General features: G+C 59.5%; 13 protein-coding genes. 6 read left to right on the forward strand and 7 right to left on the reverse strand.

The features are described 5' to 3' along the window. Nucleotides 1-413: 413 nt before the first annotated feature. Nucleotides 414-899 (reverse strand): peroxiredoxin, encoded by a 486-nt coding sequence (locus tag ACQZ48_RS05660; protein WP_077982802.1) that lies wholly within the window; start codon nucleotides 897-899, stop codon nucleotides 414-416. A gap of 100 nt (nucleotides 900-999) precedes the next feature. Next, nucleotides 1,000-1,851, reverse strand: coding sequence for a protein-disulfide reductase DsbD domain-containing protein (locus ACQZ48_RS05665; RefSeq protein WP_137409888.1), 852 nt, complete (start codon nucleotides 1,849-1,851; stop codon nucleotides 1,000-1,002). Nucleotides 1,852-2,012: 161 nt separating this feature from the next. On the opposite strand from ACQZ48_RS05665, the gene ACQZ48_RS05670 reads away from it, so the two are divergent. From ACQZ48_RS05670 to ACQZ48_RS05680, 3 genes are all read left to right on the forward strand, one after another. Next, nucleotides 2,013-2,618, forward strand: a complete 606-nt coding sequence (locus ACQZ48_RS05670; RefSeq protein WP_077983033.1) for a YqgE/AlgH family protein — start codon at nucleotides 2,013-2,015, stop codon at nucleotides 2,616-2,618. Between the two features lie 106 nt (nucleotides 2,619-2,724). After that, complete coding sequence (locus tag ACQZ48_RS05675) at nucleotides 2,725-2,916, forward strand: CsbD family protein (RefSeq protein WP_269825990.1); 192 nt, start codon at nucleotides 2,725-2,727, stop codon at nucleotides 2,914-2,916. Nucleotides 2,917-3,073: 157 nt separating this feature from the next. After that, nucleotides 3,074-4,168 carry a zinc-binding metallopeptidase family protein gene (locus tag ACQZ48_RS05680; RefSeq protein WP_448728657.1) on the forward strand — a complete coding sequence of 365 codons (1,095 nt, stop codon included), beginning with the start codon at nucleotides 3,074-3,076 and terminating at the stop codon, nucleotides 4,166-4,168. A 145-nt stretch (nucleotides 4,169-4,313) separates the two neighbouring features. Here the strand turns inward: ACQZ48_RS05680 and ACQZ48_RS05685 are convergent, their stop codons facing one another. The 4 genes from ACQZ48_RS05685 to thrC all read right to left on the reverse strand — a co-directional run bounded on the left by ACQZ48_RS05685 (nucleotide 4,314) and on the right by thrC (nucleotide 10,636). After that, nucleotides 4,314-7,229: a sensor domain-containing phosphodiesterase gene (locus tag ACQZ48_RS05685; protein ID WP_173988311.1), complete on the reverse strand. Its 2,916-nt coding sequence runs from the start codon at nucleotides 7,227-7,229 to the stop codon at nucleotides 4,314-4,316. Continuing rightward, entirely contained in the window at nucleotides 7,226-7,825 is a 600-nt protein-coding gene (locus tag ACQZ48_RS05690; RefSeq protein WP_448728658.1) for a GNAT family N-acetyltransferase, read from the reverse strand. The genes ACQZ48_RS05685 and ACQZ48_RS05690 overlap by 4 nt, the downstream gene beginning before the upstream one ends. Before the next feature lie 93 nt (nucleotides 7,826-7,918). After that, nucleotides 7,919-9,217, reverse strand: coding sequence for a M16 family metallopeptidase (locus ACQZ48_RS05695; RefSeq protein ID WP_080791210.1), 1,299 nt, complete (start codon nucleotides 9,215-9,217; stop codon nucleotides 7,919-7,921). A gap of 21 nt (nucleotides 9,218-9,238) precedes the next feature. Next, entirely contained in the window at nucleotides 9,239-10,636 is a 1,398-nt protein-coding gene (gene thrC, locus ACQZ48_RS05700) for a threonine synthase (RefSeq protein ID WP_448728659.1), read from the reverse strand. 275 nt (nucleotides 10,637-10,911) lie between these two features. Between thrC and ACQZ48_RS05705 the strand changes: the two genes are divergently transcribed. After that, nucleotides 10,912-11,451 (forward strand): PilZ domain-containing protein, encoded by a 540-nt coding sequence (locus tag ACQZ48_RS05705; RefSeq protein ID WP_162520618.1) that lies wholly within the window; start codon nucleotides 10,912-10,914, stop codon nucleotides 11,449-11,451. A 193-nt stretch (nucleotides 11,452-11,644) separates the two neighbouring features. Here the strand turns inward: ACQZ48_RS05705 and ACQZ48_RS05710 are convergent, their stop codons facing one another. Further along, the gene (locus ACQZ48_RS05710; RefSeq protein WP_077982794.1) at nucleotides 11,645-12,334 is read right to left on the reverse strand and encodes an HAD family hydrolase; all 690 of its coding nucleotides are present in this window, start codon (nucleotides 12,332-12,334) and stop codon (nucleotides 11,645-11,647) included. 222 nt (nucleotides 12,335-12,556) lie between these two features. Between ACQZ48_RS05710 and ACQZ48_RS05715 the strand changes: the two genes are divergently transcribed. After that, on the forward strand, nucleotides 12,557-13,237 hold the full coding sequence (locus ACQZ48_RS05715) for a GntR family transcriptional regulator (protein ID WP_077982793.1): 681 nt from the start codon (nucleotides 12,557-12,559) through the stop codon (nucleotides 13,235-13,237). 45 nt (nucleotides 13,238-13,282) lie between these two features. Next, nucleotides 13,283-13,756 (forward strand): DUF1284 domain-containing protein, encoded by a 474-nt coding sequence (locus tag ACQZ48_RS05720; protein ID WP_448728711.1) that lies wholly within the window; start codon nucleotides 13,283-13,285, stop codon nucleotides 13,754-13,756. The last annotated feature ends 70 nt before the right edge of the window (nucleotides 13,757-13,826 follow it).

The following is a 13,826-nucleotide window of genomic DNA, read 5'->3' on the forward strand; positions in this document are numbered from 1 at the left end:
CAGCAAAGCGACCGTGATTTTTGCGCGCAAATATGCGTCGATGTGCAGAAAAACGATTTCTCCGGGTCAGATCGCCAAGTCTACGGCTGAAAAAAGGGGCCGATCCGGGGCGTTTCTCAGACATGGTTGCTCCGCGCCACCGGTGCTGTAATCCGTCGCATCAATACCCCTGAAGATTTTTATCTACGTGATGCGGGTGGATATTAAAGTAAGTATAATGCGCATCCGTTCAGATATATGAATATAATAAAAGCAAAATATTCTTGTGAACTAAAATTCAACATGTAAATATTTGCTTTTTTCCAAGTATAATTTTCATTATTGGCGCATGATTCGTCAAGGCCCGCGAAAGATAAGTTCGCGGGCCTGCTTAATATTTGATGTATGAATTTGTGTATTTAAGAATAAGCTTCTTAAAGCTGCTCGATCATTGCAGCGGCGGCCGATACAGTCGCCTGGCCGGGGTTTTCTTCGACGTTCAGCGACTTCACCACGCCGTCGTCTACGAGCATGGAATATCGCTTGGAGCGAACGCCGAGACCGCCGCCGGAAAGGTCGGCATCGAGGCCGAGCGCCTTGGTGAAGGAAGCGTCCCAGTCGGCGAGGAAGTGGATCTTGCCCTGGCCGCCCGACGCTTGCGCCCAGGCGCCCATGACGTGCCAGTCATTGACGGCGACGACGGCGATATCGTCCACGCCCTTGGAGAGAATGGCGTCGCGGTTTTCGAGATAGCCCGGCAGATGGTTCAGCGAGCAGGTGGGGGTGAAAGCGCCGGGAACGGCAAAGAGAACCACCTTCTTGCCGCCGAAAAGCGCGTCAGTGGTGGTTTCCACTGGGCCATCGGCCGTCTTTTCCTTGAAGGTTGCGGAAGGCAGTTTATCGCCGATCTTGATCGTCATGTCCGTGCTCCTGTGGCCGTTCGGTTTGCGCGACTATAGAGCAGGGACATGAAATCTGTCATGCGGTTTTCAATTGAAATGTCGACTGTCGGACATCCGCTCAGGGCTTGGGAAAATTCAGTATCGTTTCCATTGCGCGGTCGCCGGATTTGACCAGGATTGGCCAGCTGTTGCCCGGCACCTGATAGGTTTTCGGCAGGCCCTTTATGTTCATGTAGAAAGAGAGCTTGCGCTTGTCGCGCACCAGGTTCTGCGGCTCGTAATAGGCAAAACCGGAAGGGCCGGCGATGAAAATCTCGGTCTCCTTGGGTGCATTTTCCGGGAGCTGCAGCTGCACACCGAGCATGGTCTTGTCGGGCGTGATGTGAAAATCAATGACCTTAAAATCGTCGGAGGCCGCTTCGGGCAGGGTCTCGCGTGCCTCTTCGAGAAGACGACGTTCCTCGCTGTCATCATCAGCAGAAGCATTGCCGCGGTCGATTGAAAATTTCGCCTCGAACGGAATACAGATATTCTGACACACGCCGATGAAGGCGGTCAGGTTGATTGTTCCGCTCGCCGCCGGGTCCGTGGCCTTCAGCTGAAAGGGCAGGCTGACCGCGTGGTCATAACCGATATCGGTGATACCGCCGTTTTCGATCAGTTTCGGGACAGGATAGGCCATCGTTGTCAAGCTGACGCCGCTTGCCGGGTCGGGCGTGATCTGCGGCGGTATGCCGGCTTCGCCCGGTTCGCGCCAATAGGTAATCCAGCCGTCCTTCGGCTCGATTTGCAGCACGCCGCGCACCACGCCGTCCGCATCCATGGCAAGGCTTGCCACGCGCATCTGGCCGCCCTCGCTTCGCGCCCAGTCGGTAATTTCGGCCCGGGCGGCTTGCGCGCCGCCGAGGAAGGCGGCGAATGCGGCCGCAATGCGAAGATGTGAAAATCGAAAGAATAGGCTGAGGCTCATGCTTCCCGTCTAACCCAACATGGCACTCCGGACCAGTTACGAATTCGTGCGGTTCATCATTTTCGGTTGATTGATCGGATACTATGTCGCATCCTATCCCTTGTCGAAGTGCGAATACCGTTTTTCGTTCAATGACGAAATGCGGTCTGCTGGAGGCACCTGTGAGCTTTTCTACCCTGATGGACAAACGCGAACGTGGCTTTCTCGATGGTCAGTTCCTCATGGCGATGCCGGGACTGGAGGACGGCAATTTTGCCCGTTCGGTGATCTATATCTGCGCCCATTCGGATGCCGGCGCCATGGGTTTCATCATCAATCGCCCGCAGCAGATCACCTTCACGGATATCCTGCTGCATCTGAAGCTGGTTGACAGCAACGATGCCATCATGCTGCCCAACCGCACCCGCGAATTTCCGATCCAGTGCGGCGGCCCGGTCGAATCCGGTCGGGGTTTCGTGCTGCATTCAGACGATTACTTAAGCGAATCGTCCATTCCGGTCAGCGATGATATTTCGCTGACGGCGACGCTCGATATCGTCCGTGCCATCTCCAACGGCCGCGGCCCGCAAAAGGCGACCATGATGCTCGGTTATGCCGGCTGGGGGCCGGGCCAGCTGGAAAACGAGATCGCCAATAATGGCTGGCTGAATTGCCCCGCTGCGGAAGAGCTGATCTTCGACCGTGGCCTGGACGATAAATACGAGCGGGCGCTGGCCCTGATGGGTGTTGATCCCCGTATGCTTTCCACGGATGCCGGGCACGCCTGAGCCCACTTTGTTCTCGATAGTTTTTTACTGGAACCAAATCCTGATCCCCAACGTTACTCACCCGAAAAGCCGTACAGAAAGTACGGCTTAACTAGGGAGAAGTAATATGGGTAGCACATCTGACAAGATCTCCGGTAAAGCCAATGAAGTTGCTGGCAAGGTGAAGAAGAACGTCGGCGAAGCCACGGGCAACGATGAATTGCGTGCCAAGGGTGCCGCCCAGGAAACCAAGGGCAAGGTTCAGTCCTCCGTTGGCAAGGCGAAAGACGCTGTCAAGGGCGCTGTCGACCGCATGTAATATTGCATGAAATGATGCGCCCCTCCCACAACCGGGCGCGTGGAGCGCATGTGTTTCCGCACATGCGCTCTTGTCGTGCGTGGGCCATGGCTGACACGTTCGTTATGCCGGTGTTTATGTCTGCCTTCCTCCTCCGACCATTGTAAGGGTGTCACCCGTGAAGCTTTTCTCCTGCGCGTCCTGCGGCCAGCCTGTTCATTTCGACAATCGCTTCTGTGTCGCCTGCGGCCATCGTCTGGCTTTTGTGCCGGAACGGCTGTCCATGGAGGCGCTCGCACCTGCGGGTGAACCGAACTGGCAGATCATTGCGGAGCCACAAAAGCTGCTGCGGTTCTGCGCCAATGAGGTGAACGATATTTGCAACTGGTCGGTGCCGGCGGAAAGCGAAAGCGTCTTTTGCCCGGCCTGCAGCCATAATCGCCTGGTGCCTGATATCGCGACGGAGCAGGGAATTGAACAATGGCGACGCATCAGCCAGGCCCAGCGGCATCTGTTTTATTCGATCCTGAAACTTGGCCTGCCACATCCCAACCGCGATGCTGATCCCGCCGGCGGTCTCGTTTTCGACTTTCTGGTAGATGAGGTGGCGCCCGATGGCTCCATCATTCCCGCCATGACCGGTCACGACGAAGGCCTGATCGCCATCCGCGCCGCAGAAGCGGATGATGCGACGCGCGAACAGGTGCGCGCCAATATGAATGAGCCCTATCGCACCATGCTCGGCCATTTCCGTCACGAGGTCGGTCACTTCATCTGGAACAAGCTGGTGCGGGATGAGAACCGCCTGGAGGCCTGCCGCGCCGTCTTCGGCGACGACCGCGAGGATTACGCCGCCGCCTTGCAACGCAATTACGAACAGGGACCGCGTCCCGACTGGCAGGAGAATTTCATCAGCTCCTATGCCTCGGTCCATCCGTGGGAAGATTTCGCCGAATGTTTCGCCCATTATCTGCATATCGTCGATACGCTGGAGACCGCACGCGCCTTCGGTGTGGCGATAGACCCCGACGGACACGAGGAAATGGCGGCGGAGGTCACCTTCGATCCCTACAATGCCCGCAGTGCCACGCAGCTAGTCAAGGCCTGGATACCGCTCAGCGTTGCCATCAATTCCATCCAGCGCAGCATGGGGGAGGCGGACCTTTATCCCTTCGTGCTGACACCGCCTGTGGTGGCGAAGATGGAGTTCGTTCATGACCTCCTGCACAGGAACGTGGCGGTTGATGCGCCACAGACGGCGATGGGTCAGTGACCGTTTGGCGTGAAAATCCAAGACTTTTGAAGAGAAGGAATAATCTCTCCAATGGTCATTTTAGGATGCGTGATTAGATCCTCGGGACGAGCCCGAGGATGACGTCGCACTCGTCCAGGGTAGACACATCACCGCCCCCCTTCGCTCAGGAAGCCCGCTTCGTCGGCTGGAACCGCTCCCGCAGCAACTTCAGCGCCGCGTCGCCGGAGACAGGCGTGCCGAACAGGAAGCTCTGGCCGAAATGACAGTTCATGCGTGCCAGTTCGGCCGCATCTTCAGGTGTTTCGATGCCTTCCGCCACGACCTGCATGTCGAGCGCCCGCGCCATGGCGATGACGGAGCGCAAGAGAACGTTGCGCTTGTCGCTGGTATTGGCCACCAACGCCTTGTCGAGCTTGATCGTGTCGAAGGGGAAGCGGGTGAGATAGGCGAGCGACGAATAGCCGGTGCCGAAATCGTCCATGGCGAGGCTGATGCCCGTTTCCTTGAGCTTTGAGAGCACCAACCGCGCCTGCTCCGGGTTCTCCATGACGACGGATTCCGTCAGTTCCAGTTTCAGCTGCTGCGGATTGCAACGGGTGCGGGTCAGCATGCCGCGCACGTCATTGTACAATTCATTGTTCAGCAGCTGCGCGCTGGAAATATTGACGGAAATGAAGATCGGCATCTTGTCGATGGCGTGCTGCCAGTCCATCAGGTCGGTCGCGGCGCGCTCCAGCGCAAACATGCCGAGCGGCTCGATCAGTCCGGACGCCTCGGCAATCGGAATGAACTCGCTCGGCGGAATATTGCCGCGCTTGGGATGCTCCCAGCGCATCAACGCCTCGAAACCGGCCAGTTCGCCATCGTCAAGCTTGACGATCGGCTGGTAGGCGAGCGACAGCTCCTTGCGCTCGATAGCCCGGCGCAGGTCGCTTTCCATCTGCAAGCGGTCGGTGCCGGACGTGCGGAAAGCGGGGCGGAACGGCTCGACGCGGTTGCCGCCGGCGCGCTTGGCGCGATACATGGCGAGTTCCGCATCGCTGAGCAATCCGGCCGCACTTTCCTGCTGGTCGATCCACGAGACGAGACCGATGGAGGCGGTGAGGATGATTTCGCGATTGGCGAAGTTGATCGGCACCATGATCGCCTTGTTCACCGCATCGGCAAAATCCGCGACACGCTGCGGGTCACGCTCGGAAGTCAGGATCAGGCCGAACTCATCGCCGCCGAGACGCGCCAGCGTATCCTGCGGTTTGAGCAGACGGCGCAGACGTCGGGTCAACGCAATCAGAATATTGTCGCCAGCGGCAATGCCGAGCGTGTCATTCACCAGCTTGTAGCGGTCAATATCGATCGCCATCACGGTCGGGCGCACGCCCTCGCTGTCGGGGGAGAGGTTGAGGATAGATTGCAGGCGATCAAGGAAGACCTGCCGGTTCGGAAGTCCGGTCAGATTATCGTTCATCGCATCCTGCAACAGCCGCTCGACCGAGTTCTTCTGCTCGGTAATGTCGGTAATGGTGCCGACGCAGCGGATGATCTCGCCGTTGGAGCCAAGAACCGGACGGGCGCGGATTTGCAGCCAGTGGAAATGCCCGTCTTCGGCGCGAATGCGGAATTCGTGGTTCAGACGGCCCTTGCGATGGTCGAGCAGCACGTCGAGCGTCGCCTTGAACCGGTCGCGGTCGTCCGGATGCAGGCGTGGCAGCCAGTTGCGCGCGGCACCGTGCATGGTGCCCGGCTCCAGCCCAAGCCGGTTGGAAATGTCAGGTGTGGTGACGATGCGGTCGCGCGTCACATCCCAGTCCCAGACCGTGTCGCCGCTGCCCGTCAGCGCCAGTGACTGGCGTTCGAGATCGGAGAACAGCCCCTGCTGATAGGCGCTGCCGGCAAAGGCGTGCTGAATGACGGTGAAGCCGATGAGAAGCACGATCAGCACCAGCCCGCCGCCAAGGGCAGGCTGGACGATGTCGTTGTCGAGCTGCCCGGTGACGGTCAACCAACTGCCGAACAGCCAGACGAGGATCAACGCCCAGGATGGGACGAGCAGGATTGCCCGATCATATTTGTTGAAGCCGAGATAGATGATGAGCGCAATGCCCGCAGTTGCCGTCAGCGCGAAGGAAACGCGCGCAATACCCGACGCAACCGAAGGATCATAGATCGCCACGCCGAACAGCAGCGCCAGTCCCACCACCCAGGCAAAGGTCGCATAACCCAGATGCGCGTGCCATCGGTTGAGGTTGAGGTAGGTGAAGAGGAAGACGACGAAGCTGGATGCGAGCGCTACTTCGGCGCCCGCCCTCCATATTCGCTGATCGCTTGAGGTGACGGTGATGAGCTTTTCAAGGAAGCCGAAATCGACGCAGATATAGGCGAGCACCGCCCAGGCGAGCGCAGCCGAGGCTGGCAGGACCGAAGTTCCCTTGACCACGAACAGGATGGTGAGCAGCACGGCCAGCAGGCCGGCGATGCCGAGCACGATGCCGCGATAGAGCGTAAACGCGTTGATCGTGTCCTTGTAGGCTTCCGGTTCCCAAAGATAAATCTGCGGCAACTGCGGCGTCGAAAGCTCGGCGACGAAGGTGATGACGGAGCCGGGATTGAGCGTGATGCGGAAGACGTCAGCATCCGGGCTGGGCTGCCGGTCGAGCGCAAAGCCCTCGCTCGGCGTGATCGCGATGATGCGCTGCGAGCCGAGATCGGGCCAGAACAGCTTGGAATTGACGAGGCGGAAATGCGGCGCGACGATCACGCGCTCCAGCTGCTCTTCGGAGACGTTGGCAAGCGCAAAAACCGCCCAGTCACCCTGATGGTCTTCGGAGCTGGCGCGCACTTCGATACGGCGGCGGATACCGTCAGGGCCGGGTGCGGTCGAGACCTGAAAGGCTTCGCCCTGATTGGCATAGATATCGGTCGTCGCGGTGAGATCGAGCGCCGTGTCGTCGCGGGAAATCTTCACCGGTTCGAAGGCGTAGGAATAGGAGGAGAAAAGCAGGAAAAGCAGGAAAATCGGCGCAGCCAGCAAGATTGCCGCCAGACGTTTCGCAAGGCGAGGCGCAGTGTGATTGTAGGTCATGTATCGTACTTCGTTCCGCCGGAGCTTTGCTTGTCGGCAAGAAGGGAAAACATCATATGATCCCGCCATTGGCCATTGATTTTCAGATATTCCCGCAGAAGGCCTTCCCGCTGGAACCCGGCATTTTCGAGAAGCCGGATGCTTTTGAAGTTTTCCGGAATACAGGCTGCCTCGATACGGTGCAACTGAAGTCCGTTAAAGATGTATGGTATTACCAATTTTAATGCGGCAGACATATGGCCTTGGGCGGCGTGCCGCTCGCCGATCCAGTATCCGATCATGCAGCTTTGCGCCGCACCCCGGCGGATGTAACCGATGGTGATGCCGCCGACCAGCAGCGTCTCTTTCTCGAACAGCAAAAAGGAAACGGCGGTGCCGGAGGAAAATTCCTGGCCGTTGCGCACCACGCGCGTGCGGAAAGCGCTTTCCGTCAGCTCGTCCTGCCGCCAGGTCGGCTCCCATGGCTGCAGAAAGTGGCGGCTTTCCGAGCGCAGCACATGCCACTGCTTGAAATCGCCATAACGCGGCAGTCTGAGAAGGTGATTGGCGCTGCGCAGTTCGGGCGTGTCGCTATGTCGGGAAAGAAAACGCAGCATTCACGATCCCTGTTCGGCAGATTTCGCCACCCGCGGGCGGGGTGGCGAATGATGTGAGCGGTCTCCGCCTTTAAGTCCCGCTCTCATAGTGGTTTATCCGTTCGCCTTTATCCTTGCAGGCTGCTGCGCGGAAAGCGCGGCAGTCATGTCTGAGAGAGGCGGCAGATGTTCGAGCGGACCAATGGCGGAGAGTGTCGGTACTGTCTCGAAAAACAGCCGTCCTGCAAGATCGGTCAGGCGTTCACGGGTAATGTCCTCCAGGCGCGTCATCATCTCCTCATTGGGGATGGGGCGGCCATAAAGCATCATCTGCCGGGCGATCTGGCCGGCGCGGGCTGCCGGGCTTTCCTGTCCCATCAGCAACTGTGCCCGAATCTGTGCGCGGGCGCGGTTGATTTCGTCCTGATGGATGATCTCCGAAGACTTGCGCAATTCATCAACAATGACGGGCATCAGTTCCGGCAGGTCGTTGCCGCCGGTCGCCGCATGCACGCCGAAAATGCCGGTATCGGAAAAGCCCCAATGGAAGGCGTAGACCGAGTAGCACAGGCCACGGGACTCGCGCACTTCCTGGAACAGGCGCGATGACATGCCGCCGCCGAGAATATTGGCGAGGATTTGCGAACAGTAGAAGTCGCGGGCGTGATAGGCCTTGCCCTCGAAACCCAGCAGCACCTGCGCATCCATGAGGTCGCGCGTCTCGCGGATTTCGCCGCCGGTATAGATCGCCTTTTCCATGACAGGCGTTGCCGCGGGCACGAGCGGCAGCGAGGCGAAACGCTCTTCGACCTGCTTCACGAAGCTTTCGTGATCGACTGCGCCGGCCGCCACGACAAAGATTCGGTCCGTCGTGTAGTTGCGGGCGAGATAGTGCCTGATCTGGCCGGTGGTGAAGGATTGGACGGTGTCCGGCGTGCCGAGGATCGGGCGGCCGATGGTCTGGTCGCGATAGGCGATACCGGAGAAATTGTCGAAGATCACGTCGTCGGGCGTATCGGTGGCGGCACCGATTTCCTGCAGAATGACGTTTTTTTCCCGCTCCAGCTCGTCTTCGTCGAACAGCGATTCCGTCAGAATGTCGGCAAGGATATCGACGGCGAGGGGGACGTGGTCTTTCAGGACGCGGGCGTAGTAGGAGGTCGTTTCCGTCGATGTCGCGGCGTTGACTTCGCCGCCGACATTTTCGATCTCTTCGGCGATCTGCCGGGCGGTGCGGCGCGCCGTGCCCTTGAACGCCATATGTTCGAGAAGATGGGCGATGCCGTGTTCGGCAGTCGTCTCGTTGCGGGACCCGGATTTGATCCACACCCCAAGAGCAACGCTTTCGAGATGTGGCATTCTTTCCGTGACAACGGTCAACCCGGACGAAAGCCGGGTCACATTAACTTTCATACTCAACGTCTTTCCGCGTCTCTATTTGCCGGCGCGTGCATGTTGGCCGATGAAGGTTTCCACGGCCTTCAGCTCTGCGTCCAGAATGTCGAAACGCTCCTCCCGGTTCATAATATCGGCTAGCCATACTGGAAGCGCAGGCTCGATTGCGCAAGCGGATTTTACAGCGGCCGGGAATTTTGCCGGGTGGGCGGTAGACAGAACCACCATCGGGCTTGACGCTTTTTCGTGTTTCTCAGCCACGAAAACGCCTGTCGCCGTATGCGGATCGATCAGGTAGCCGGTCTTTGCAAGCGTGTCGCGAATGGTCGCCGCCACCTGCTTTTCGGTGGCGCGGCCGGCACGGAAATCCTTTTTGATGAATTTCAGTGCCTTCGGCGGAATTTCAAACGCGCCGGACTGCTTCAGGCCGTCCATCGACGCCTTCACCGCAGCGGAATCGCGGTCATAGGCTTCAAACAGCAGGCGCTCGAAGTTGGACGAAATCTGGATGTCCATGGAGGGCGAGGTGGTCGGCTTGACGCCGCGCATCTCGTAACGGCCGGTCTTCAGCGTGCGCGCCAGAATATCGTTGTCATTGGTGGCGATGACAAGCTTGTCGATCGGCAGACCCATCTTCTTGGCGACGTAACCGGCGAAGATATCGCCGAAATTGCCTGTTGGAACGGTGAAGGAAATCTTCCGGTCGGGACCGCCGAGCGAGAGAGACGCGGTGAAATAATAGACCACCTGCGCCATGATGCGCGCCCAGTTGATGGAGTTGACGCCGGAAAGCTTCACGCCGTCGCGGAACTTCACGTCGTTGAACATTTCCTTCACCAGCGTCTGGCAATCGTCGAAATTGCCGTTGATCGCCAGCGCGTGCACGTTCGATGCGGTGGAGGTCGTCATCTGGCGCTGCTGCACCGGCGAAACCTTGCCATTGGGGAAAAGGATGAAGATATCGGTGCGCTCGCGCCCGGCAAAGGCGTCGATCGCCGCACCGCCCGTGTCGCCGGAGGTGGCGCCGACGATGGTGGCGCGCTCGCCGCGCTCAGCCAGCGTATAATCCATCAGGCGGGCGAGAAGCTGCATCGCCACGTCCTTGAAGGCGAGCGTGGTGCCGTGGAAAAGCTCCAGCACGAAGGTGTTCGGGCCGGTCTGCGTCAGCGGCGCGACGGCAGGGTGACGGAACGTCGAATAGGCGTCGTCGATCATCGCCTTGAACTTGTCGGCCGGAATTTCACCGCCGGTGAAACGGTAGAGAACCTCGAAGGCGACGTCCTGATAGGATTTTCCGCGCAGGTTGCGGATTTCCTTTTTCGACATGGAGGGCCATTCGCGCGGCACGTAAAGCCCGCCATCACGGCCAAGGCCCGCCAGAAGCGCGTCGCAGAAACCAAGCGAAGGGGCCGCACCCCTGGTCGATACATATTTCACGAGATAGTCCCTTGTCGTTTACCGGTCTGTCCGTGCCGTTGCCGGCTCTTTATCAGCAGCATCCCGCCGGAATGAGGCGATTGGCGAGGTAATGAAGGGCTTTTTTGAAAATTCAAGCAAAACCGAACATGCCAATCGATTTTTTCCGGCGTCGCTGCTATAGACCATCGCCAACCTGCGTGAAAGGTCAATAAACAGCGTCTCCGGTTCGGTTCCGGGACAATGGAGAGGGAATTAGAAGAGTGTCAGGGAATTTCTTGCGTTTGTCCGCCGCGATGTCGCTTCTGGCCGTCGTTGCAGGATGCAATTCATCCAACCCGTCGGACTCGCTTGCCGTCAATCCTCCAGCCGCGCAGGCCAATGCCGTGACCCCGGTTGTGCAGGCCAACTGCCCGACGGTGACGGTTCTCGACGCCAATGCCGTTCATCGCGTTTACGCCGGTGGCGCCAAGGACGATCCGCAGAAACTCGCCTATCAGGTGTCGCTGTCAGACACGACACGCTCCTGCACCGCCAATGAAACGACACTGACTGTGAACGTCTTGGCGCAGGGCCGCCTCGTTCCCGGCCCGATGGGCAAGCCGGGCCGCGTGACCGTGCCGATCCGCGTGACGGTGAAGGACGGCGACGGCGAGATTTTCGGCGAAACGACCAACTTCGCCATCGATCTCCCCGCAGGCGGTGCTGGCACGCAGTTCATCTTCAACAACGACCACGTCGCCATCCCCAACGGACCGGGCGGCGCGCCGCGGTCTGTCAGCGTCTATATCGGATTTGCCGAGCAGGGTGCGAAGGCCAAGACCAAGCGCCGGTGATTTGACGGGTGAAAAATGAGGCCGGAGGCTGCTTTTGCGGCCTCCGGTTGGACTACGGAGGAATATTCCTCATACGCGACGTCATCCTCGGGCTTGTCCCGAGGATCCAAACACCTCACGTAAATTCAAACCGTTGCAGATGCTCGGGATAAGCCCGAGCATGACGAAATGGCGTTTGGGCGAAAGCCAGCAACTAAAAAGCGCCTTCCCACTCCGCCATCGCCGCGATCACGGCGGGCAGGTCCTGCATGCGCGAAATCACCGTTTCCGCACCCGCATCCGTCAGCCGGTCGGCGTGGCTCGGATAGGTGTGGGATGCGCCGGTAAAGCCGATGACGCGCATGCCGGCGGCCTTAGCGCCGTGGATGCCGTGCACGGAATCCTCGACCACGACCACGCGGTCGGGGGAAACGCCGAATTGCGCCGCACCGTGCAGGAAGATGTCGGGCTTGGGCTTCACGCGGTCGGCCCCAAGGTCCTTGGCGGAATAGATATGCGGCGCGAAATAGGGCTTCAGACCCACCTTCGTCAGCATCATGTCGAGGCGGTGGCTCGATGAGTTCGAGCAGATGCAGCGCGGCGTCGTCAGGCGCGAGAGGGCGAATTTGACGCCCTCGATGACCTTCACGTCGCGTTCCAGCCGCATGTCGAGCAGCTTTTCCGACTTGTCGAGCAGCGATGCCGACAGCGGAATGCTGGCTTCGCTTTCCACCTGCAGGAGAATATTCTTCCAGGTCATGCCGGCGAAACGCTCGCCCATTTCCTCGACGGAGATCGGATATCCGGCTTCGGTCAGGAGACGCGATTCCACTTGCGCCGCGATGATTTCGGAATCGACGAGAACGCCGTCACAGTCGAAAATAATGAGGTCGAAGCCGCTCATGGGCGCTCCCTGTATCGAATTTGGCTGGAAGAAGATGATGCCGGGCTTTTAGACCATGTCTGCGCCAAGCTCAACCGGCTCGCCCGCAGAGGTCGGTCCCATCAGGCTCATAGCTCGGTCGGCCTGTGTAAGCGACTGCGTCGCCTCGAATATTTGGTTTGGCGTTCCTCTTTCGCGCAAAAACCGCTACACACGGCCGCGCCATATGCGTTATTGGATGTTATGCCCAAGACAGTGAAGAATACGCCTGAAGACACCATTGCCGCGCGCATCAGCCGCACGCTTGCCGAGCGTATCGTTCGCGGTGAGCTGTCACCGGGCGAAAGGTTGCGGCAGGACCACATTGCCGCCGAATTCGGCGCCTCGCATGTGCCGGTGCGCGAGGCATTCCGGCGGCTGGAAGCGCAGGGACTGGCGGCCAGCATTCCGCGCCGGGGTGTCCGGGTGGCGGATTTCGGCCTTGACGATGTGCGCGAGGTGGCGGAAATGCGCGCCGCCCTTGAAGTTCTGGCGCTGCGCCACGCCATTCCCAACATGACTTCAGCCATTCTCGACCAGGCGGAGGCCGCAACGCTCGAAGGCGACAGCGCCGTCGATGTGCAGCATTGGGAGGAGGCCAATCGTCGTTTCCATCGCCTGATCACCGCGCCCTGCAACATGCCACGTTTGATGGAGGCGATCGACGGATTGCATGCGGCGAGCGCCCGCTTCCTGTTTTCCGCCTGGCGCGCCGGCTGGGAGCGTCGTACCGATACCGATCACCGCGCGATCATCGACGCGCTGCGCGGCGGCCGCGCCGAAGAGGCGGTGCGTATCCTCGACGGGCATGTGCAATGGATCGGCCGCAAGGCGATCCGCACCTCGTCCGGCTCGGTGCGCGACGCCTTCGCCATCGTCGGATAGGACGGGCCCGTGACCGTCCGTCTCCGCCCCCACCATCTTCTCTGTATGCTGACCTATGTGGGCAAGGGATATACGTCCGGCTTCGTCGAAAATTATGACCGTGTCGCCGCCCGGCTGAATGCGGGCGAGGATATCGAACTGGTGGAAGGGGCGGACGATATCTGCGAAGGTCTGCTCTGCGAAAGCCACGCCCACTGTTTTAACGACGGTATTGTCCAACGGGACGAGACGGCCCGTCTGTCGGTTTCGGCGCTTCTGGGTGAAACATTGATCGCCGGTAAAAGGCTGCGGGTGACGCCGGATTTTCTCACCAAGATGCGCTTGGCTTTTGTCGCTGGAGACATCCGGCAGGCCTGTCGCGGCTGCCAGTGGATCAGGCTGTGCGACCGCATCGCGGCCTCGGTATTTGCTGGCGTGAAAATCGGCGCGCCGTTGCAGGTGGTGCCGAAGGATGCGGCGCGTCTTTCCAGCCATCCGATGCTCAGGCCCAAATATGGGCCGTCCGGCCGGAAATCGTGATGTTCTAAATTCCGCCGGCCCTCATCCCTGTGCTTGTCACAGGGATGAGGTGAGAAGGAGTAGGGAACAA

Source organism: Agrobacterium sp. 22-209-1 (assembly GCF_053522485.1).

What these genes read in the sequence shown, in the direction of transcription:
- ACQZ48_RS05660 (WP_077982802.1), bottom strand. Translation starts at nt 899, where the DNA reads ATGACGATCAAGATCGGCGATAAACTGCCTTCCGCAACCTTCAAGGAA.
- ACQZ48_RS05665 (WP_137409888.1), bottom strand. Translation starts at nt 1,851, where the DNA reads ATGAGCCTCAGCCTATTCTTTCGATTTTCACATCTTCGCATTGCGGCC.
- ACQZ48_RS05675 (WP_269825990.1), top strand. Translation starts at nt 2,725, where the DNA reads ATGGGTAGCACATCTGACAAGATCTCCGGTAAAGCCAATGAAGTTGCT.
- ACQZ48_RS05685 (WP_173988311.1), bottom strand. Translation starts at nt 7,229, where the DNA reads ATGACCTACAATCACACTGCGCCTCGCCTTGCGAAACGTCTGGCGGCA.
- ACQZ48_RS05690 (WP_448728658.1), bottom strand. Translation starts at nt 7,825, where the DNA reads ATGCTGCGTTTTCTTTCCCGACATAGCGACACGCCCGAACTGCGCAGC.
- ACQZ48_RS05695 (WP_080791210.1), bottom strand. Translation starts at nt 9,217, where the DNA reads ATGAAAGTTAATGTGACCCGGCTTTCGTCCGGGTTGACCGTTGTCACG.
- ACQZ48_RS05705 (WP_162520618.1), top strand. Translation starts at nt 10,912, where the DNA reads ATGTCGCTTCTGGCCGTCGTTGCAGGATGCAATTCATCCAACCCGTCG.
- ACQZ48_RS05710 (WP_077982794.1), bottom strand. Translation starts at nt 12,334, where the DNA reads ATGAGCGGCTTCGACCTCATTATTTTCGACTGTGACGGCGTTCTCGTC.
- ACQZ48_RS05715 (WP_077982793.1), top strand. Translation starts at nt 12,557, where the DNA reads ATGCCCAAGACAGTGAAGAATACGCCTGAAGACACCATTGCCGCGCGC.
- ACQZ48_RS05720 (WP_448728711.1), top strand. Translation starts at nt 13,283, where the DNA reads ATGCTGACCTATGTGGGCAAGGGATATACGTCCGGCTTCGTCGAAAAT.